Raw genomic sequence first — 20116 nt, 5'->3', positions numbered from 1 at the left:
GGGCGAATGGACAGGCCTGGAGTGGATTTAATCACGATGATCCTCGATCGATGCAATTAGGAAGCGAGCAATGCCGTAGAGCAGCAAAAGTGCCAAGAAAATGGTTGCGATGTTGTAGATGCGCTCTGGGTACAGCGCCATCTGCGGTGTGTTAGGGCTGACCACGGTGACCAGGGTGCGAATTTTCTTGCTGGCTTCGATACGCGCGTTGTCCAGCGCGGCGACGGCGGTTTTGTAAGTTTCTTCGGCGATGCCGGCGTCCAGGGTCAATTGCTGGAAGCGCGAGGCGACAACGTTGAGCTGGTCGCCGTCAGGAGCGGACACCAGCAGGTGTTTTTCCGCATTCAGCTGTTCGCGAATGGCGCTCACGCGTTGCTGCTGTTGCTTGGCCTGAGGCGAGTCCGGGCGAAGCTTGTAGAGCATCTGGGTGAGCACGGCGCGTTCTTTGGAGTGTTCGCCTTCCAGGGTTTCGATGATGCTGGCGCGACCTTGTGCCGAACTTTTGCCGTCCAGTACCTTGTTGCGGTTCTGGAAGGTCAGCAGCGCTTCCTTGCGCTTGGTGTAGTTCTTTTTCGCACCTTCGAGCTCGGTCTGGGCGAAGCGCATCTGTTCGCGAGCGATGCTGTGCGAGACTTCGTTCACGAAGTGCTCGCTGGCTTCGAGAATGGTCTTGACCATTTGCTCGGCCAACTCCGGACTGAACGCCTGTACCTCGACTTTCAGCAGGCCGGTAGTTTCGTCGTAGTGAGCGGTCACCATGCGCTGGTAGTATTCGAGAAGGTCTTCGCGTTCCGTGTCGGCGGCCAGCCAGAAGAACGGGTCATTGCGTTGCTTACTATACTGCTCGACCCAATGCAGACGATCCTCCAGCAACTGCATCATGTCCATCGACACAATGTACTCGCGCAGGTACAGGGTCTCTTCCCTGGACGCAGGATTGGCGCCGCTGAGCAACATGCCCAGGCCAGGCATTTGTGCGGCGGGGTTGTTGCCGTCCTGGCGTACCACAACTTGCGCGGAGCTGACATAACGGTCTACGGCAAAAAAACTGTAGTAAACGATGGCCAAGGCCATCGGTAACACGATCAATGCCAGCGTCAGTCGCCAGCCCTTGAGTTTACCCGTACTGCTCATATGCGTTTGCATCCTTGAAATGAATCAATCGCGCCACAATCATGGCGATTAGGTGTTGTAGGACTTGATGCCTTCGGCGACATCGTCAAAGATCCGCACTCCGCCATCGCGCACCAGCAGTACGACGTCGCAAAGTTTTTGAATTTCATTCATGTTGTGTGAAACCAATACAACCTTGGATTTCTGCAGGCGCTCTTCGAATACCTCGGCGCACTTGCGCTTGAAGTGCGCGTCACCTACCGACATCACTTCGTCGATCAAGTAGTAGTCGAAGTCGAAGGCCATACTCAGGCCGAAGGCCAAGCGCGAGCGCATACCGGAGGAGTAAGTCTTGACCGGTTCGTCGATCCAGTTACCGATTTCTGCGAAGTCTTCCACGTAAGCAACTTTTTGGCGCATGGCATCACCTTCGGCCCCATAGACACGGCTGACGAATTTGATGTTTTCGCGACCAGTCATGTTGCCCTGGAAGCCACCGGACAATCCGACGGGCCAGGAAATGCTCTTGTCGGTGACGATGGTGCCGGAGTCCGGCACGTCGGCACCGCCCAACAAGCGCATCAATGTCGACTTGCCTTCACCATTTCGGCCGATCAGGCCGATATTCTTGCCAGCGGGGATTTTCAGCGACAAGTCGCGAAACACATGGCGACGACCTTTGGGAGTGAGGTACGACTTGGTGATATTTCTAAGCTCGAACACGGGAAGCCTGCAATTAGCCGTTCTTGGTGGAGATCAAATGCAGTCGACGAACCCGATAAGTACCCAGGGACACGAACAGCAAAATCAGAGTGACGCCGATAACGTATTGCACCGAGACACCTTCGACCGGAACGTAGTGCGGGAAGATCTCAGCACGAATCAGTTCCAGCAGGTGCAAAAACGGATTTAGCAACAGCAGTGGCAGCATGGTGTGCGGTAGATAGGCGGCAGGGACGAGTACGCCGGACATGAAATACAGCGGGAAAAACATCATCCGTATGAATAGCGTGCTACTGGGTATGGCATGCGCAATAAGCGACAACAGCATGCCAAGACCAAAGGAAAACAACATGCCCAGCAGAATGGTCAGCATCCACGCTATGGGCGATGTTATGGACATGTCGTAGCCGTACCAGGCGAAACCGAACACCAGAATGGCGTACACGCTTGCTGAGATACTGAACTCCACCAGTATTCGAGCGATGTAAGTGTCGAGCGGCTTTATCTGTTTGTAGGCAAACAGCGAGCGGTTTTCCTTGGGGCTGTTCATCAGGCGCAAAGCTGTGTTGCGAAACAACAGGAAGGGCGCGAGTCCAACCAATACAAACACCGGAAAATCAATACCGGCCATGTTGCGACCACGTAGCAGCCCGAACAGAACGCTGAGAATTAGCAAATGGCAAATCGGCTCGATCAACGTCCAAATAGGCCCCATGCGTCGTTCGCCGAAACGCGAACGCGCTTCACGCAGCACTAGGGCAAAAATGACGGATTTCTTGATCTGCAGGGGAGAGCGAGGCTTGAGCATTTTTTACCGCATAGCACAACAGCGCGATAGACGCGCTGCTTGAATTCATTTTCAAAGGACTGTCCGATGATGAGGTGGGACAGGTCGCTTCCATTCGTGGGCCGGGAGGGTAAACGTTGCGCCAGACAGGAGTCAAGTCGCTTAGTTCCCTACCGTTAATCGGCTGATTCGGCCAAGCATCAGGATTTTCCAGCGATTTTTCGAAGGGGCGGCAGGGGCCGGTGTCTGCTCGGATACCCGCCGGCTCAAGACGCCAGCATTGGGTAAGTGAACAAGCCGAAGTGCAGTACATTCACTCCGAAATGGGTGGCGATGGCGGCCGCCAGCCCACCGTATCGATAGGCCAGCCCATAACCGGCACCCGCCAGGCTTGCGAGCAGCACCCATTGCCAACCGGCGCCCCCATGAGCCAGTCCGAAGAGGAGCGAAGCGATCGACCAGGCAAACAGGTCGCCATCGCGCAGATGCTCGAAGCGACGGCTCAGGCCGCCTTGTATGTAACCGCGAAATAGCGCTTCTTCCACCACGGTCACCAGCAGCAGGTTGTTGTTTATCCACAGCCCTGCGTGATCCGGCCATTTTGGCGACCACTCGATAATACCCAGCAGTGTGGCGGCGCCAAAGGTGACGGTCGCCGTCAGGCACAGATTGACAACGGTTGTCTGGAGCGTTGTCAGTAACGGCTGGCGGTGGATGATCCATGGGCAAGCCAGCAGTAGCCAGAAGCCTATCAACGGTTTGTCCAGGTTGAGGTTCATCGAAAAAGGCGCGGCGTTTTCGGCGAAACGCACCTGGTCGATCACGGTGGCGTTGTAGAAACCGGGCCAGCCATGCAGGGCCAGCGCGACCGCCAGAAGCATGAACAGTAAGTGACCGACGTAGCGGCCATAGAGGTAGACGGATTGCCTGACGGCTAAGGCGGCGAGCACCAGGAGAATGATTGCCACACCCGCCAGGATTGAAAGTTGCCCGTAAGTGAGTGCCAGGACATAGCCGGCACAGAGCAATGTCAGGTACGGCCAGGGCTGCGCGAGCATGCACGGTTTCCTTGTTTCCAATGGTGTTATGGAGCCTGCAGGAGCGAGCCTGCTCGCGATGGACTAAAGAGTGCCACAGGGTGTCAGGCCCCGAGCCTTATCGTTAACGACCATCGCGAGCGGGCTTGTTCCTGCATTGAACAGCGTTATGCCTATAAACGGGGTATTTAGGCCGATATGGCCGCCAGTCCGCAATTGTGGTGCCGAGCCTTAGTGCGTAGAACGGAGTGTGTGACGTAGTTTGAAAGGCGTAGTTTGAAAGGATCTGATAGTGGCTTGAATGGCGCTCTGCCGAGCCTTCAGCAACAGGAGATGCACATGACGAGTTGGTTCACGATCAGCGGGACGTTATTGCTCTTGGCGCCGATTTTGACGTTGGTGACTTCAATCAGAGGCTGGGTCGGACATTTCAAGGTTGAAGGTGATACCGAGTATTAGTTGCGGTCCTGTACGGCAGCAGACGCGAACTGCTTCAGGTGGTATCCGGACGAAGACGGCAGCGGCAGTCAACAATGGCGTTGACTGCCGCTGCCGTTTTCGTTTGCTCGCTGCTGCAGGTTACGAGGCAATCAATTGCCGCAGCACGTAGTGCAGGATGCCTCCCGACTTGAAGTACTCCACCTCATTGAGGGTGTCTATCCGGCACAGCACGTCGACTTTTTCGCTGATGCCGTTCTCGCGGTTGATGACCAGTGTGAGGTTCATCCGCGGCGTCAGTTCCACACCGCTCAAGCCAAGAATATCCAGGGTTTCCGTGCCTTTGAGATTCAGGCTCTTGCGGTTTTGATCGAGTTTGAATTGCAGGGGCAGCACGCCCATGCCCACCAGATTGGAGCGGTGGATGCGCTCGAAACTTTCGGCGATCACCGCTTTGACCCCCAGCAGATTGGTGCCCTTGGCCGCCCAGTCGCGGCTCGATCCGGTGCCGTATTCCTGTCCTGCGATCACGACCAGCGGTGTGCCTGCGGCTTGATAACGCATCGCCGCGTCGTAGATCGCCAGTTTTTCTCCGCTCGGGATGTAAAGCGTGTTGCCACCTTCTTCGCCGCCGAGCATTTCATTGCGGATGCGAATATTGGCGAAGGTGCCGCGCATCATCACTTCATGGTTGCCGCGCCGCGAGCCGTAGGAGTTGAAGTCTCGTGCTTCCACGCCTTTCTCCCGCAGGTAGCGCCCGGCGGGGCTGTCCGCCTTGATGTTGCCGGCGGGGGAGATGTGGTCCGTGGTCACGGAATCGCCCAGTAGCGCCAGAATGCGCGCACCTGCAACATCCCTGACCACTGGTGGTGGCCCGCCGATGTCATCGAAGAATGGCGGATGCTGGATGTAGGTCGAGTCCGCCTGCCAGACGTAAGTCGCCGCTTGCGGTACCTCAATGGCCTGCCACTGCTCGTCACCGGCAAACACTTCGGCATATTCCTTGTGGAACATGGCGGTATTGACCTGTTCCACGGCGTCGGCGATTTCCTGGCTGCCTGGCCAGATATCGCGCAAGTAAACCAGGTTACCGTTTTTATCTTCGCCCAGCGGCTCACGACTGAGGTCGATACGCACGGTCCCCGCCAATGCATAGGCGACCACCAGCGGCGGTGAAGCCAGCCAGTTGGTTTTCACCAGCGGATGGACCCGGCCTTCGAAGTTGCGGTTGCCGGACAAAACGGAAGCCACTGTCAGGTCGGCTTTCTGGATGGCTTTTTCGATAGGCTCCGACAGCGGGCCGGAGTTGCCGATGCAGGTGGTGCAGCCATAACCGACCAGGGCAAAACCGAGTTCGTCGAGGTAGCGCGTCAAACCGGCAGCCTTGTAGTAGTCGGTCACCACTTTCGAACCCGGGGCCAGCGAGCTTTTCACCCAGGGTTTGCGTCGCAGGCCTTTTTCCACGGCTTTTTTGGCCACAAGGCCGGCGGCCATCATCACACTGGGGTTTGAGGTATTGGTACAGGATGTAATCGCGGCAATCACGACCGCACCGTTTTTCAGCCGGACCGTTTGCCCCTCGAATTCGTAGTCCACTTCACCGGCAAGGTCGGCGTTGCCCACCGCGACACCGCCGCCACCCTCGCTTTCCAGGCGACCTTCTTCCTTGCTGGTGGGTTTGATTTGCAAACCGATGAAGTCACTGAAAGCCTGGGCGACATTCGGCAGCGATACCCGGTCCTGCGGGCGTTTGGGGCCGGCGAGGCTGGCTTCGACGCTGGCCATGTCCAGCGCCAGGCTGTCGGTGAACAGCGGTTCCTTGCCAGGCAGGCGCCACAACCCTTGCGCCTTGCTGTAGGCCTCGACCAGTTTCACGGTTTCGCCGGGGCGGCCGGACAGGCGCAGATAGTCCAGCGTCACGTCGTCCACCGGAAAGAACCCGCAAGTGGCGCCGTACTCCGGGGCCATGTTGGCGATCGTCGCGCGGTCCGCCAGCGGCAGATCGGCGAGGCCATCGCCGTAGAATTCGACGAATTTGCCGACAACGCCTTTCTTGCGCAGCATCTGGGTAACCGTCAGCACCAGATCGGTGGCGGTGATGGCTTCCTTGAGCTTGCCGGTGAGTTTGAAGCCGATCACTTCCGGAATCAGCATCGACACCGGCTGGCCGAGCATCGCCGCTTCTGCCTCGATGCCGCCGACACCCCAGCCCAGCACACCCAGGCCATTGATCATCGTGGTGTGTGAATCGGTGCCGACCAGCGTATCCGGGAAGGCGTAAGTACGGCCGTCTTCGACTTTGGTCCAGACCGTGCGGCCCAGGTATTCCAGGTTCACCTGGTGGCAGATCCCGGTGCCCGGCGGCACCACGCTGAAATTGTCGAAGGCACTCTGGCCCCAGCGCAGGAACGCGTAGCGTTCGCCGTTGCGCTGCATTTCGATATCGACGTTCTGTTCGAATGCATGGCTGGTGGCATATTTGTCGACCATGACGGAATGGTCGATCACCAGGTCGACCGGGGACAGCGGGTTGATCCGTTGCGGATCGCCACCGGCCTTGGCCATCGCCGCGCGCATGGCGGCCAGGTCGACCACGGCGGGCACGCCGGTGAAGTCCTGCATCAGTACCCGCGCCGGGCGGTACTGGATTTCGCGATCCGAACGGCGTTCCTTGAGCCAGGCGGCAATGGCCTTGAGGTCGGCGCCGGTGACGGTTTTTTCGTCTTCCCAGCGCAGCAGGTTTTCCAACAGCACCTTCAACGACATCGGCAGCTTGTCCAGATCGCCCAGGCTCTTGGCGGCATCCGGCAGGCTGAAAAAGTGGTAGGTCTTGTCGTCGACTTGCAGGGTTTTCAGAGTTTTCAGGCTATCGAGAGATGGCATTACGATCACTCCTTTGAGTCCGCACGGCTACGGACAGAGGGAACGGGCAGAGCATTAAACCTAGCCCTGTTTTAAGTAGCTGGCTAATAACTGGACGCTATGGACAAGTTCGGGGTTGCGAAGTCGGCTATCATGCGCCGTTTTTCGTGACAGGCTTTGCTGCACGTTTGCGCATCGACTCATTGCCGATGGCCCAGGAGATTGAATGAACACCCTCTTTATGCATTGTCGGCCAGGCTTCGAAGGTGAAGTCTGTTCCGAGATCTCCGATCTCGCCGCGCGGCTCAACGTGGCCGGTTATGCCAAGGCCAAACCGGCCAGTGCCTGCGCCGAGTTTGTCTGCACCGAAGAGGACGGTGCCGAACGCCTGATGCGCGGTGAGCGTTTCGAGCGGCTGATCTTCCCGCGCCAATGGGCCAGGGGCGCTTTCATCGATCTGCCGGAAACCGACCGTATCAGTGTGATTCTTGCGCAAATGGCGGACTTGCCGACCTGCGGCAGCCTGTGGCTGGAAGTGCTGGATACCAACGACGGCAAGGAACTGTCGAACTTCTGCAAGAAATTCGAAGGTCCGTTGCGCAAGGCCCTGAGCGCTGCCGGCAAACTGGTGGATGACGCCGGCAAGCTGCGCCTGCTGCTGACCTTCAAGAGTGGTCGTGAAGTGTTCGTGGGTCTTGCCGAGTCGGACAATTGCGCGATGTGGCCAATGGGCATCCCGCGTTTGAAGTTTCCCCGCGAAGCGCCCAGTCGCTCGACGCTTAAGCTGGAAGAGGCCTGGCACCATTTCATCCCACGCGATGAATGGGAAGATCGTCTGCACAGCGACATGACCGGTGTCGATCTGGGCGCGGCGCCCGGTGGCTGGACCTGGCAGCTGGTCAACCGCGGCATGCTGGTCACCGCCATCGACAACGGCCCGATGGCCGAAAGTCTGATGGAGACCGGGCTGGTCCAGCATCTGATGGCCGACGGTTTCACCTTCAAGCCCCGCCAGCCGGTGGACTGGATGGTCTGCGACATCGTCGAGAAACCGGCGCGCAACGCCGCCATGCTGGAAGAGTGGATAGGCGAGGGCCATTGCCGTGAAGCGGTGGTCAACCTCAAGTTGCCGATGAAGCAGCGATACGCCGAGGTCAAGCGACTGCTCGAACGCATCGCCGACGGCTTCAAGGCGCGGGGCATTCGCGTGGAGATCGGTTGCAAGCAGCTGTACCACGACCGTGAGGAAGTGACCTGTCATTTGCGCAGGCTCGACATCAAGAAGCCCAAGAGCCGGTAAACACGCCGCGAACCTGTGGGAGCCGGCTTGCCGGCGAAGGCGTTTTCAAATGTGTTGCATGACGTCAGGCCGCCTTCGCTGGCAAGCCAGCTCCCACAGATAGGCGATACCCCCTCATTTTGTGGGAGGCTCCCACAGGGTCCAGCGACGTGCGACAGATGACGTTACCACCGGCAATGCGCGACAATGCCGGCAAGTTTCAGGAGTGAATCATGAGCGAAATGACTGACACGCCGGTTGACGGCACTCTCGATGCCACCGGCCTCAACTGTCCGGAGCCGGTGATGATGCTGCACCAGCACATCCGTGACCTGGTGCCCGGCGGCCTGCTCAAGGTGATCGCCACCGATCCGTCGACCCGTCGCGACATACCCAAGTTCTGCGTCTTTCTCGATCACGAACTGGTGGCGCAGCACGAAGATGCCGGCACCTATCTGTACTGGATTCGCAAGAAATCCAGTTAATCGCAAAGCCATCACCAACACTGTGGGAGCGAGCCTGCTCGCGATAGCGGTCGATCAGAACGACAGCATCGCGAGCAGGCTCGCTCCCACAGTTTTTTTGTGCCGGTGGTGAAAGGGCTCAGCCCGCCGAGTGGCTGAGGCGAATGCGTTTGCGTGCGCTGCGCGTCAGGCGGATCGAAAGCATCAGTGCCGCACAGCTCAAGCCGGCGATCAGGCCTTCCCACAATCCGCTCGGGCCGCTGGCCGGACCGAGCCAGTCGGTCAAGCCCAGCACATAACCAACCGGCAAGCCGATGCCCCAGTAGGCAAACAAGGTCAGGATCATCGTCACCCGAGTGTCCTGGTAGCCTCGCAAGGCGCCGGCGCAGATCACCTGGATGGCATCGGAGAATTGATACAGCGCCGCGTAGACAATCAGCATCGATGCGATGCCGATCACGTTGCGGTCAGGTGTGTAGATCGAAGCGATCGGTTCGCGCAGGCACAGGATCAGCGTCGCCGAGAACGCGGCAAACAGCAATGCCGCACCTAGCCCGACCTTCGCCGCGAAGCGTGCCTGCCACGGGTTGCCGGCCCCCAGTGCCTGGCCGACCCGTACGGTCACCGCCATGCCCAGGGAATAGGGAATCATGAACAGCAGCGAACTGATGTTCAGGGCGATCTGGTGCCCGGCCACCACGGTGGGGCCAAGGCTGCCGATCAACAGGGCGATGACTGCGAAGATGCTGGATTCGGCGAAGACCGCGATACCGATTGGCAGGCCGATACCGATCAGGCGCCTGATCACCGCCCATTGCGGGAGGTCGAAGCGTACCAGCACGCGTGTGCGGGCATAGAACGGCGCCCAGAAGGTCCAGCCGGCCATGCTCAATGCCATGAACCACATCACGATGCCGCTGGCCCAGCCGCAACCGACACCACCCAGGGCGGGGGCGCCGAAATGGCCGTAGATCAGTGCATAGTTCAGCGGGATGTTCAGCAGCAATCCGCATAAACCAATGACCATGCTCGGACGGGTACGCCCCATGCCGTCGCTGTAACAGCGCAGCACATAATAGAAGGCCATTCCGGGCAAGCCAAAGGCGATGCCGTGCAAGTAGCCCATGCTCGGCTCGATCAACTGGGGATCGACCTTCATCCAGTGCAGGATCGGCTCGGCGCCGAGCAACAGGCTGCTGCCGATCAGCCCGGCGCACAATGCCAGCCACAGTGCCTGGCGTACCAGCGGACCGATCTCGTCAAACAGTTCGGCGCCATAGCGTTGGGCGACTTTGGGGGTGGTCGCCAGCAGGACACCGGACATCAACAGGTAAACCGGGATCCAGATCGAGTTGCCCAGGGCCACCGAGGCCAGGTCCCGCGGGCCGACGCGTCCGGCCATGACCGCATCGACGAAACCCATGGCCGTGGTGGCCAGTTGCGCGATCATGATCGGCAGCGCCAGGCCGAGCAGGCCCTTGAGTTCCAGGCGAACCGGAGTCGTGCGGGGGAGGGCGATTACAGTGTTTTCAGTCACGGGATTCAATGGCGAAGCGTCCAGAAAGCGTTGTGGCACAGGCGCGCATTCTACGCGTTGACGCATCGGTCAGGAAAAGACTGTGTTGCGCATTTGTAATGACGGCGCTCCGGTACCTGCATCCATTGATGAGCGTTCCCACGCTCTGCGTGGGAACGCCTCCTGTGACGCTCTGCTGCGAGCACGTTCGCGCCTACACAGGGATGCGTTATGCGCCTACACTGCCGATCCGCCAAAGGAGCCTGCCATGCTGATTGTTGCCGACGAAAATATTCCCCTGCTCGATGCTTTCTTCAAAGGTTTCGGTGAAATCCGCCGGGTGCCCGGACGCTCCATCGACCGCGCTACTGTCGAGCAGGCCGACGTGCTGTTGGTGCGTTCGGTGACCAACGTCAACCGTGCCCTGCTCGAAGGCAGCAAGGTACGGTTTGTCGGCACCTGCACCATTGGCACCGATCACCTGGACCTGGACTACTTCCAACAGGCCGGGATCACCTGGTCCAGTGCACCGGGTTGCAATGCCCGGGGCGTGGTCGATTACGTGCTCGGCAGTTTGCTGACCCTGGCCGAAATCGAAGGTGCCGACCTGACGCAACGCACCTATGGCGTAGTGGGTGCCGGTGAAGTCGGAGGTCGCTTGATCAGGGTCCTGCAAGGCCTGGGCTGGAAGGTGTTGGTCTGCGACCCGCCACGGCAAGCGGCGGAAGGTGGCGATTACGTCAGCCTTGAAGAGATTGTCGAGCAATGCGATGTCATCAGCCTGCACACACCCTTGACCAAAAAGGGCCAGCACCCGACCTGGCATCTGTTCGACAAAAATCGTTTGAACCAGCTCAAGCCCGGCACCTGGCTGGTCAACGCCAGTCGTGGGCCAGTGGTCAGTAACACGGCGCTGCGCGATGTGCTGCTCGAACGTGAGGACCTGCAGGCGGTGCTGGATGTCTGGGAAGGCGAGCCGGAAGTCGATGTGGCGCTGGCCGAGCTCTGTGTGCTGGCGACGCCGCACATTGCCGGTTACAGCCTGGATGGCAAGCAACGCGGCACGGCACAGATTTATCAGGCTTATTGCAACTTCCTGGGGCAGCCGGCCAGTGTCAGCTTGAGTGATTTGTTGCCGGCTCCATGGTTGGCGCAAGTCGCCCTGAGCGCTGAGACCGATCCAGCCTGGGCACTGGCGATGTTGTGCCGTGGCGTGTACGACCCGCGCCGTGACGATGCGGATTTTCGCCGCAGCCTTGTCGGCAGTGTGGCTCAGCAGCGAGCGGCATTCGATGCCTTGCGCAAGAACTACCCGTCACGGCGGGAGATCGACGGGTTGCAGGTGCGGATCGAGGGTGAGTCGCCGGAGTTGCGTCGGATTGTGGCGGCGTTGGGCGCGACGGCTGTCTAGGGATCGGGTCGGCCCTGTCGCGAGCAAGCTCGCTCCCACATTTTCGTTCGCTCTACTGTGGGAGCGAGCCTGCTCGCGATGAATTCACCGCCAATACCGGGGTAACAGGCATAAAAAACCCGGCCAACATGAGGGCCGGGTCAAGAAGACGGTGGCTATATCACTTTTGTTCGGCAGGCTTGACCAATCGCTTCTCCAGTTCGCGGCAGGCGTCCTGGATCATGTTTTCAGTGATCGGTACTTCGCGGCCATCGGCATCGATGATCGAGCAACCCAGAGACTGATCTGGCTGCGTGCGGATCACTTGAATCTTGTCTTCGCTGCTGTTTTGCAAGGACATGGCCTGTCTCCTCATCAGGTTGTGCGCCTACTGTAAATCCGCCAGGTGACCAGGCTGTGACAACTCCCTGCGATCTCTCCCGAGCGGCATTCCCAGTCCACCAGAAATGTCTCGACGTTGCCACCCGAAGATTAGACCAATAGTGTCTATCGCCTAGTCTGGGTGGTCATAATTAACCTGACTCATTGTGATTGACCCAGTTCCATTCCGTTGGGCAGTCTAGGCTGGCCCTGATCTCTGTAATGCTCTGGAAGCTTGCCCATGCTCTCCATTCGTCACCGTCGCGCAATGCGCCTGGCCAGTCGCTTCATCGCCCCCTATCGCTGGCACGCCTTCGGTGCACTGGTCGCGTTGATCGTCACGGCCGGCATCACGTTGTCCATGGGGCAGGGCATCCGCCTGTTGGTGGATCAGGGCTTCATGACCCAATCGCCGCACTTGCTCAACCAGTCCATCGGCCTGTTTATGTTGCTGGTCATTGGCCTGGCGGTGGGCACTTTTACCCGTTTCTACCTGGTGTCGTGGATTGGCGAGCGTTGTGTCGCCGACATTCGCCGTCAGGTGTTCAATCATCTGATCTATCTGCACCCCGGGTTCTACGAAAACAACCGCAGCTCCGAAATCCAGTCACGCCTGACCGCCGATACCACGCTGCTGCAATCGGTGATCGGCTCCTCGCTGTCGCTGTTTTTGCGCAACCTGCTGATGGTGATCGGCGGCATCATCCTGCTGTTTGTCACCAATCCCAAACTCACCAGCATCGTGGTGGTGGCATTGCCGCTGGTGATTGCGCCGATCCTCATCTTCGGTCGCCGGGTACGTCATCTGTCGCGCCTGAGCCAGGACCGGATCGCCGATATCGGCAGCTACGTCTCCGAAACCCTGGGTCAGATCAAGACCGTGCAGGCCTACAACCATCAGGTCCAGGACGAGCAGCGTTTTGCCATGACCGTGGAGGAGGCGTTCAATACCGCCCGCAAACGCATTTTTCAGCGAGCCTGGCTGATCACCCTGGTGATCGTTCTGGTGCTGGGCGCCGTGGGTGTCATGCTCTGGGTGGGCGGCATGGACGTGATTGCCGGACGGATTTCCGCGGGTGAGCTGGCGGCATTCGTTTTCTACAGCCTGATCGTGGGCAGTGCGTTCGGCACCCTGAGCGAGGTGATCGGCGAATTGCAGCGTGCGGCAGGGGCGGCGGAGCGGATCGCTGAATTGTTGCGCTCCGAAAACATTATCCTGCCGCCGGTCCGTGATCCAGTGAGCTTGCCCGCGCGGGTGAAGGGCGACTTGCTGCTGCAAAATGTACGTTTTTCCTACCCGTCGCGCCCCGAAAGCTTTGCAGTCGATGGCTTGAATCTGACTGTGCGGGCGGGCGAAACCCTGGCGTTGGTCGGGCCGTCGGGTGCCGGCAAGTCCACGGTCTACGACCTGCTGCTGCGTTTTTATGATCCGGATGAAGGGCGAATATTGCTTGATGGTGTTGCGTTGACTCGACTTGACCCATTGGATTTGCGTCGCTGCTTCGCCCTTGTCTCGCAAACCCCGGCGCTGTTTTTCGGCAGCATCGAGGACAATATTCGTTACGGCAATCCGGCAGCGACCCTGGCTGAAGTCCGGGAGGCGGCAAAGATCGCCTACGCCCACGATTTCATCGAAGCCATGCCCCTGGGTTACCAGACCCACTTGGGCGACGGTGGTCTTGGATTGTCCGGAGGCCAGCGCCAGCGTCTGGCCATCGCTCGGGCCTTGTTGGTGGATGCGCCGATCCTGCTGCTGGACGAGGCCACCAGCGCCCTCGATGCACAGAGTGAGCATCTGATCCAGCAGGCCCTGCCGAGCCTGATGAAAAACCGCACCACCCTGGTCATCGCCCATCGCCTGGCGACCGTGAAAAACGTTGATCGAATAGCGGTGATGGATCAAGGGAAGCTGGTGGCGGTGGGCACGCACCAGGAGCTCATCGCCAGCAATGCGCTGTATGCGCGGTTGGCGGCATTGCAATTCAGTAACGAGCAGGTCGCGACCGAACGGTAGGAATGAGCGGTGCGGCGAACAGGTTTGACACGGTGTGGCGCCATTGAGAACGCCTTCGCTGTAGGAGCCAGGCTTGCCGGCGAACAGGTTTGACGCGGTTTGGCGCATTCGAAAACGCTTTCGTTGTAGGAGCCAGGCTTGCCGGCGAACTGGTTTGACGTGGTGTGGCGCCATTGAAGACGCCTTCGCCGGCAAGCCTGGCTCCTACGGATTGGGGGGGGCGCTGGCTCCTACGGAATCATTGGTCGTCGAAGTAGCGCTCATGCCAATCCACCAGCGGTTGTGGTGAATTGAGTTTCTGGCCGTAGATCACCGAATACGACAACACGTTTTGCACATATTGGCGGGTTTCGTCGAACGGAATGCTTTCTACCCACACGTCGAAACTCAGGTGATCGGCACCACGCAGCCACTGACGAACACGTCCGGGGCCGGCGTTGTAGGCGGCGGAGGCAAGCACACGGTTGCCGTTGAACTGGCTGTGGACCTGGCTCAAATAAGCAGCGCCGAGCTGAATGTTCTTGTCCGGGTCGAACAGTTGCTGCGGCGACGCATAGGGAATGCTGAACTTGCGCGCGGTCTCCTTGGCGGTGCCGGGCATCAGTTGCATCAGGCCGCTGGCGCCGACACCGGAGCGGGCGTCATCCATGAAGGCACTTTCCTGGCGGGTAATGGCAAATACCCAGCTCGAATGCAGTCCACGGTTCCGGGCTTCACGGACCAGGGTTTCGCGATGGGCCATCGGAAAGCGAATGTCCAGGTCATCCCAGTACTGTGCCTGGCTGATGGTACGGATCGCCGGAAAATACCACTTCAGGTCATAGGCCAGTTTTGCCTGCGCGACCATTTCATCGCGGCTGAAGTGTTTGCTGACGTGATACCACTCGCGGCGGCCGTCGACGATCTGCCCACGGGCGTGGAATTCGAGGGCCCGGCGTATGCCGGGGGTGTTACGCACCTTGTTGATCGTTGCCTGGCTCAGGGCAAGCGGTTTGTTGATCAGTGAATAAGGCGACTGCGAACGATCGGCGGCGAGGAAGCCATAGAAGTCGCGCTCGCGGGCAAGGCTTCTATAAAGAGTCTGCGCTTCCGGGCTCTGCGGCTGCGCCAGTTCCAGGCTGCGAGCCTGCCAGTAGCGCCAGCGGTTGGTGGTGGCCAGGTCCTGGGGCAGGCGGCGCGTCAGTTGATAGGCATCCTCCCAGCGGGCCAGGCGCAGGAGCAGACGCAGGCGCCATTCGGATACGGTGTTGTCGCGCAACTCCGGGTCGTACTTGGTCATCACGTCCAGCGCGCGGCTGTCGAAACGACGTGCGAGCGTCAGGCCGATTTCCCGGGCGATCGCCACTTTTTCGTCGCGGGAAAAGTGCATGCTGCTGGCATAACCGTCGAGCAGGTCCATGGCCTTGTCCGGGTCCTGGCGAGCGAGGCGGCGCAGGCCAAGGCTGACGATATCCGACATGGCCTCGTCGGCCGGGGTGAAGCGTGATGGCTGGTTGAGCAGCTCGGGACTTTGTGCCACGTCGATCAACAGGCGACCACGTGGGGCGAGGGTGTTGAGGCCGTTGATCAGGCTGTTGGCCAGCGGATAGTTGCGCGCCTGGGCAGCCAGCTTGATGCGCTCCCAGCGCTTCTGCTCGGTCAACTGACCTTCGGCGGCCCACATGCCGAACACCGTGTCACAGGCTTCCGGTTGGGATTTGCCGGTCAGCCACAGTTTGTTGGCGTTGGCATTGCCTTCTGCCTTGAGGTTGTGGCTGAGCTGGTACTGCGCGTTGAGGCAGTCCAGCTCGGTGAAATTCATCTTGGGGTCGTAATATTTCACGAACGTCGCCCAATCGTCGCGATCGGCCAGCCAGCGCAACCAGCGCAATTTCATCCAGTTGGCCTGGGGCAGGTCACCGTGTTCGGCGAGGAATTTTTCGATTTCGGCGTTGCTTGCGGTTTTCAGGCGCGCGGTCAGCTCGTCATAGGCCAGATAAGGTTCCAGCGGATAATCGGCCAGGGCCTGGCTGTAACGGAAATAGGGGCCGCTGTCGCCCTTGGCCAGGGCGCGCTTGGCTTCATCGTAATATTGGCGTTGGGTGGATAGGTCCACCGCCTGGGCGGATTGAACGGCAGCGGCAGAGAGTAAAAAACAGGACAAAAGGTTGAGAAGGCGACTGCGCATGAGACGTCCGGACAGAAAAATCATGACAAGTGCCGGCGATGCCCGCACTGAATTATCTGTAGCTTAGCCTTTTGCCAGCAGCGGGCGAAAGCTTTGCGGGCCTGACTGCATCAGTTCGCAACATTTGTTGTGCAGAGTGCTGCGACAGTGAAATTGCCGGCCTTCTGAAGCCTCGATTCAGGTAGAATGCGCGCCCGGTTTTTGGAGAAGCTCATGACCCTGCTCAAATTCAGCGATGTGTCCCTTGCTTTCGGCGCCATGCCGTTGTTGGACAAGGTGTCCTGGCAGATCGCCCGTGGTGAGCGGGTGTGCATCATCGGCCGCAACGGCACTGGAAAGTCCAGCATGATGAAGCTCGTCAAGGGCGACCAGAAGCCCGACGATGGTTCCGTTTGGCGTACGCCCGGGCTCAAGATTGGCGAATTGCCGCAAGAATTGCCGGTAGCCGACGAGCGGACGGTGTTCGATGTCGTCGCCGAAGGCCTGGACGGTGTTGGCGCGTTGCTCGCCGAATATCACCACTTGAGCCAGAACATCGTGACCGATGCCGATCTGGAAAAGCTGATGCACGTCCAGCACGACCTCGAAGCTCGCGATGGCTGGCGCTTGCAAACCCTGGTCGACAGTACCTTGAGCCGCTTGCAGTTGCCGGCAGACAAGACCCTTGCCGAACTGTCGGGTGGCTGGCGTCGTCGCGTCCTGCTGGCTCAGGCACTGGTGTCCGAACCTGATTTGCTGTTGCTCGACGAGCCGACCAACCACCTGGATATCGGTGCGATCGCCTGGCTTGAAGAAGCGCTGAAGGATTTCCAGGGCGCCGTGCTGTTCATCACGCACGACCGCTCCTTCCTGCAAAACCTTGCGACCCGCATCCTCGAGCTGGACCGTGGCGGCCTGATCGACTGGAACGGCGACTACGCCAGTTTCCTCGTGCATAAAGAGGCCGCGCTCGCGGCCGAAGAAACCGCCAACGCGCTGTTCGACAAGCGACTTGCCCAGGAAGAGGTGTGGATTCGTCAGGGCATCAAGGCCCGACGCACGCGTAACGAAGGACGCGTGCGCGCGCTCAAGGCGCTGCGTGTCGAGCGCAGCGAGCGTCGTGAGCGTACCGGCAAGGCCAACATTCAGCTGGAAACGGCGGAAAAGTCCGGCAAGCAAGTGATGGTGATGGAGAACGTGAGCTTCGCCCATCCCGACGGTCCGTTCCTGGTCAAGGATTTCTCCATGGTCTTGCAGCGCGGCGATCGCATAGGCCTGCTGGGTGCCAACGGAACCGGCAAGACCACGCTGCTGAAGTTGATGCTGGGCGGTTTGCAGCCGACCAGCGGTAAAGTGGAAGAGGGGACGAAGATCGATGTCGCCTATTTCGACCAGCTTCGCCACCAATTGGACCTGGAAAAGACCGTCATCGACAACGTCGCCGAAGGTCGCGACTTCATCGAGATCGACGGCCAGAGTCGCCACATCTTGAGTTATCTGGGTGATTTCCTGTTCAGCCCTCAGCGTGCCCGTACGCCCGTCAAGGCGCTGTCCGGTGGTGAGCGCGCCCGTTTGCTGCTGGCCAGGCTTTTCAGCAAGCCGGCCAACCTGCTGGTTCTCGACGAACCAACCAACGACCTCGACGTCGAAACCCTGGAGCTGCTTGAGGAAGTCCTGCTGACCTTCAGCGGCACCGTGCTGATGGTCAGCCACGACCGGGCATTCCTCGACAACGTGGTCACCAGCACCCTGGTGTTCGAGGGTGAGGGCAAGGTTCGCGAGTATGTCGGTGGTTATCAGGACTGGCTGCGTCAGGGCGGGTCGCCGCGCCTGCTGGGCGTGACGGAAAGCAAGTCCGGCAAGGCCGACCTTAACTCCGCGATCGTCAAGGCCGAGCCGGCCCCGGTCGCTCCGGTCGTCGAGGCTCCGGCGGCGAAGAAAAAACTCAGCTACAAGTTGCAGCGCGAGCTGGAGGCGTTGCCGGGGCAGATCGACGACATGGAACAGCAGATCGCTGTCATTGAAGCGCAGATGGCAGATGCCGGGTTCTACCTGCGCCCGTCGACCGAGACTGCGGCGGTGATCGCTCAACTGGCGCAGTTGCAGGCCGAACTCGACGTGATGGTCGAGCGCTGGGCCGAGCTGGATGCCTGATTGATCCTGGCTCGGCATTCACTGTAGGAGCGAGCATGCTCGCGATGTCGTAGACAGCGCCGCTGGATGTCTGACACTCAGCGGCGTTCTTGCATCCATCGCGAGCCTGCTCGCTGCTCCTACAGTAGTCGTGATGTGTTGTCAGGATTTGCTTTGCAGACGCACAGCCAGCACGTCGCACGGTGCGCCGTGCAGTACGTCGTTGGCAGTTGAACCCAGAAGCAATGCCAGGCCATGCCGGCCATGACTGCCCACCACGATCATGTCGCATTCTTGCTCTTTGGCCAGGTGGTGGATCTCCTGGCGTGGCTGGCCGTAAGTCAGGTGGCTGTATTCCTTGGAGAGCTCAGGGTATTTCACGATCAGCCGCTCCAGGCGTTCCTTGGCCTGATCGAACTGCTGTTGTTGCAGTTGTGACAGGTCCATCGGTACATCACCGCCAAAGGCCATGGCCATTGGCTCGACAATGTGCACCAGGGACAATTTCGCCCCGTTGTTGACCGCCAGCTCGCGGGCACGGTGGATGACAGGGTCGCACTCTTCGGTTAGATCTACAGCGACCAGAATATGGTTGTAGGGCATGAGGTGCTCCTCCTGAGGAACGCAATATTGGTAAGTATGGCTGGTTTCAAGCGCATTGGATTCAAAGTGACTCAATGCGCTCATTCAGAATCGGGAGTACAGATATGACGGTCTGGATAGCGGTGTCAATCCTGCTGGTGGTGCTCAGCCCCCTGGCATGGTTGCGACCGTCCCGCCACCAGAGTGGTCGCATGGCGTTGCGGATGGAGGCGCGGCGCATCGGGCTGGCCATGCAACTGGCACCTCAGGAGTGGCCACACTGGCTCGGCCAGGAGCCTCCAAACCCTTGTGCGCAGTACTACCGGCCACGGCGCGGCACGCAGCCTGCCTGTTGGAGCTACTGGCAAAAAACGCCGGGTCAGTGGGTGAACCAGTGGCAGGAAGCCTGCGAGGATCGGACGTTGCTCGATCATTTCGAAAAGTTGCCGAGCAATGTCTATAGGGTCGAGGCCGACAAGCAAATGATCGCCTTGTATTGGGGCGAGAAGGGCGAGGCCGAGGTATTGCAGCACATCGATGCCACACTCAAGGCGCTCGCCTGAAACCGATCCCCTGTAGGAGCGAGCATGCTCGCTCCTACAGAAGGGGGCAGAAATAAAAAAGCCCGACAACATCATCGGGCGGGATGGCCAGGCAGGCCGGTAAATTTGTTGCAGTCCCATCTTGCGCCAGGCATTCGCCAAAAGCGCTGAAATTTTCCCCAAGGTCTCGCCAGCGTAGCTTGTTCAGCACGGGCTGCAGCGAATTAGGGCGACTTTTCTAATGATTGATCCTATGAATGGCTCCACATGCACCCGCGTGTTGCAGGTCTTCGTGTTACGGAAGTGACCGGAAAGTCGAGTTTCAACCCGCATTTTGGGCGATTGACAATTGTCGGAAATTCCGTGAAGGTGGCGTACCCAAATCAAACGGGCGTATGAATTGAGCGTTTGTATTTAAAACCGCTCCTACAGAATCCCGACTATCGCGTTGGCGGGTGTGCCGGGTGGATTGGCGTAGCATTGACGATTGACGTCCTGCCCAGCCGTTCGCCTGCGTCCGACGTGTACTGTTCAGCTTCCATATCGTGGAGATCAGTTGATGATTTACGAAGGTAAAGCCATCACGGTTAAGGCTCTTGAAAGTGGCATCGTCGAACTGAAGTTCGACCTCAAGGGTGAGACGGGCAGCCGCCACGCGGACGCACGCTGGTGGGTTGTGTCGGCTCGGGTGATCTGGAAGTGCTGATCC

General features: G+C 59.4%; 15 protein-coding genes and 2 pseudogenes. 8 read left to right on the top strand and 9 right to left on the bottom strand.

Annotated elements, in window-relative coordinates; translation table 11 throughout:
- Positions 1-27: 27 nt before the first annotated feature.
- From ACQKP2_RS16405 to acnA, 5 genes are all read right to left on the bottom strand, one after another.
- Complete coding sequence (locus ACQKP2_RS16405; protein ID WP_427577871.1) at positions 28-1134, bottom strand: ABC transporter permease; 1107 nt, start codon at positions 1132-1134, stop codon at positions 28-30.
- 48 nt (positions 1135-1182) lie between these two features.
- Positions 1183-1836, bottom strand: a complete 654-nt coding sequence (locus tag ACQKP2_RS16400; RefSeq protein WP_427577870.1) for an ABC transporter ATP-binding protein — start codon at positions 1834-1836, stop codon at positions 1183-1185.
- 13 nt (positions 1837-1849) lie between these two features.
- Complete coding sequence (locus ACQKP2_RS16395) at positions 1850-2644, bottom strand: ABC transporter permease (RefSeq protein WP_427577868.1); 795 nt, start codon at positions 2642-2644, stop codon at positions 1850-1852.
- A gap of 245 nt (positions 2645-2889) precedes the next feature.
- Positions 2890-3681, bottom strand: coding sequence for a CPBP family intramembrane glutamic endopeptidase (locus ACQKP2_RS16390; protein ID WP_427577866.1), 792 nt, complete (start codon positions 3679-3681; stop codon positions 2890-2892).
- Between the two features lie 558 nt (positions 3682-4239).
- Positions 4240-6981, bottom strand: coding sequence for an aconitate hydratase AcnA (gene acnA / locus ACQKP2_RS16385; protein WP_427577864.1), 2742 nt, complete (start codon positions 6979-6981; stop codon positions 4240-4242).
- A 205-nt stretch (positions 6982-7186) separates the two neighbouring features.
- Between acnA and rlmM the strand changes: the two genes are divergently transcribed.
- Together rlmM and tusA are read left to right on the top strand one after the other, a co-directional pair.
- Complete coding sequence (gene rlmM, locus ACQKP2_RS16380) at positions 7187-8260, top strand: 23S rRNA (cytidine(2498)-2'-O)-methyltransferase RlmM (RefSeq protein ID WP_427577863.1); 1074 nt, start codon at positions 7187-7189, stop codon at positions 8258-8260.
- A 212-nt stretch (positions 8261-8472) separates the two neighbouring features.
- On the top strand, positions 8473-8724 hold the full coding sequence (gene tusA / locus ACQKP2_RS16375; protein WP_427577862.1) for a sulfurtransferase TusA: 252 nt from the start codon (positions 8473-8475) through the stop codon (positions 8722-8724).
- 118 nt (positions 8725-8842) lie between these two features.
- On the opposite strand, the gene ACQKP2_RS16370 is transcribed toward tusA, so the two are convergent.
- Positions 8843-10249 (bottom strand): MATE family efflux transporter, encoded by a 1407-nt coding sequence (locus tag ACQKP2_RS16370; protein ID WP_427577860.1) that lies wholly within the window; start codon positions 10247-10249, stop codon positions 8843-8845.
- Positions 10250-10487: 238 nt separating this feature from the next.
- On the opposite strand from ACQKP2_RS16370, the gene pdxB reads away from it, so the two are divergent.
- Positions 10488-11630 (top strand): 4-phosphoerythronate dehydrogenase PdxB, encoded by a 1143-nt coding sequence (pdxB, locus tag ACQKP2_RS16365; RefSeq protein WP_427577858.1) that lies wholly within the window; start codon positions 10488-10490, stop codon positions 11628-11630.
- Between the two features lie 160 nt (positions 11631-11790).
- Here the strand turns inward: pdxB and ACQKP2_RS16360 are convergent, their stop codons facing one another.
- Positions 11791-11970 carry a PA1571 family protein gene (locus ACQKP2_RS16360; protein ID WP_427577857.1) on the bottom strand — a complete coding sequence of 60 codons (180 nt, stop codon included), beginning with the start codon at positions 11968-11970 and terminating at the stop codon, positions 11791-11793.
- 255 nt (positions 11971-12225) lie between these two features.
- Here ACQKP2_RS16360 and ACQKP2_RS16355 point away from each other — a divergent pair, with 255 nt between their 5' ends.
- On the top strand, positions 12226-14004 hold the full coding sequence (locus tag ACQKP2_RS16355) for an ABC transporter transmembrane domain-containing protein (RefSeq protein ID WP_427577856.1): 1779 nt from the start codon (positions 12226-12228) through the stop codon (positions 14002-14004).
- Between the two features lie 238 nt (positions 14005-14242).
- Here ACQKP2_RS16355 and ACQKP2_RS16350 read toward each other — a convergent pair whose 3' ends face one another.
- Complete coding sequence (locus tag ACQKP2_RS16350) at positions 14243-16171, bottom strand: transglycosylase SLT domain-containing protein (protein ID WP_427577855.1); 1929 nt, start codon at positions 16169-16171, stop codon at positions 14243-14245.
- Between the two features lie 213 nt (positions 16172-16384).
- Here ACQKP2_RS16350 and ACQKP2_RS16345 point away from each other — a divergent pair, with 213 nt between their 5' ends.
- On the top strand, positions 16385-18304 hold the full coding sequence (locus ACQKP2_RS16345) for an ATP-binding cassette domain-containing protein (protein WP_427577853.1): 1920 nt from the start codon (positions 16385-16387) through the stop codon (positions 18302-18304).
- A 141-nt stretch (positions 18305-18445) separates the two neighbouring features.
- Here the strand turns inward: ACQKP2_RS16345 and ACQKP2_RS16340 are convergent, their stop codons facing one another.
- Positions 18446-18886: a universal stress protein gene (locus ACQKP2_RS16340; protein ID WP_427577851.1), complete on the bottom strand. Its 441-nt coding sequence runs from the start codon at positions 18884-18886 to the stop codon at positions 18446-18448.
- A gap of 104 nt (positions 18887-18990) precedes the next feature.
- On the opposite strand from ACQKP2_RS16340, the gene ACQKP2_RS16335 reads away from it, so the two are divergent.
- From ACQKP2_RS16335 to ACQKP2_RS16325, 3 genes and pseudogenes are all read left to right on the top strand, one after another.
- Entirely contained in the window at positions 18991-19428 is a 438-nt protein-coding gene (locus ACQKP2_RS16335) for a hypothetical protein (RefSeq protein ID WP_427577850.1), read from the top strand.
- A 538-nt stretch (positions 19429-19966) separates the two neighbouring features.
- Positions 19967-20050, top strand: a pseudogene (locus tag ACQKP2_RS16330) (hypothetical protein); the annotation flags it as partial.
- Positions 20050-20116: pseudogene (locus ACQKP2_RS16325) on the top strand (malonate decarboxylase acyl carrier protein); the annotation flags it as partial. The pseudogenes ACQKP2_RS16330 and ACQKP2_RS16325, both read left to right, overlap by 1 nt.

This window comes from Pseudomonas sp. NPDC089569 (genome assembly GCF_050280625.1).
In the GTDB taxonomy this organism is placed as follows: Bacteria; Pseudomonadota; Gammaproteobacteria; order Pseudomonadales; family Pseudomonadaceae; genus Aquipseudomonas.
This window is presented reverse-complemented; position numbering and strand designations above follow the sequence as displayed.

Excerpts from the sequence above, each read along its gene's own strand:
- rlmM (WP_427577863.1), top strand. The coding sequence starts at position 7,187 with ATGAACACCCTCTTTATGCATTGTCGGCCAGGCTTCGAAGGTGAAGTC.
- tusA (WP_427577862.1), top strand. The coding sequence starts at position 8,473 with ATGAGCGAAATGACTGACACGCCGGTTGACGGCACTCTCGATGCCACC.
- ACQKP2_RS16340 (WP_427577851.1), bottom strand. The coding sequence starts at position 18,886 with ATGCCCTACAACCATATTCTGGTCGCTGTAGATCTAACCGAAGAGTGC.
- ACQKP2_RS16360 (WP_427577857.1), bottom strand. The coding sequence starts at position 11,970 with ATGTCCTTGCAAAACAGCAGCGAAGACAAGATTCAAGTGATCCGCACG.
- pdxB (WP_427577858.1), top strand. The coding sequence starts at position 10,488 with ATGCTGATTGTTGCCGACGAAAATATTCCCCTGCTCGATGCTTTCTTC.
- ACQKP2_RS16405 (WP_427577871.1), bottom strand. The coding sequence starts at position 1,134 with ATGAGCAGTACGGGTAAACTCAAGGGCTGGCGACTGACGCTGGCATTG.
- ACQKP2_RS16335 (WP_427577850.1), top strand. The coding sequence starts at position 18,991 with ATGACGGTCTGGATAGCGGTGTCAATCCTGCTGGTGGTGCTCAGCCCC.
- ACQKP2_RS16390 (WP_427577866.1), bottom strand. The coding sequence starts at position 3,681 with ATGCTCGCGCAGCCCTGGCCGTACCTGACATTGCTCTGTGCCGGCTAT.
- ACQKP2_RS16395 (WP_427577868.1), bottom strand. The coding sequence starts at position 2,644 with ATGCTCAAGCCTCGCTCTCCCCTGCAGATCAAGAAATCCGTCATTTTT.
- ACQKP2_RS16345 (WP_427577853.1), top strand. The coding sequence starts at position 16,385 with ATGACCCTGCTCAAATTCAGCGATGTGTCCCTTGCTTTCGGCGCCATG.
- acnA (WP_427577864.1), bottom strand. The coding sequence starts at position 6,981 with ATGCCATCTCTCGATAGCCTGAAAACTCTGAAAACCCTGCAAGTCGAC.
- ACQKP2_RS16350 (WP_427577855.1), bottom strand. The coding sequence starts at position 16,171 with ATGCGCAGTCGCCTTCTCAACCTTTTGTCCTGTTTTTTACTCTCTGCC.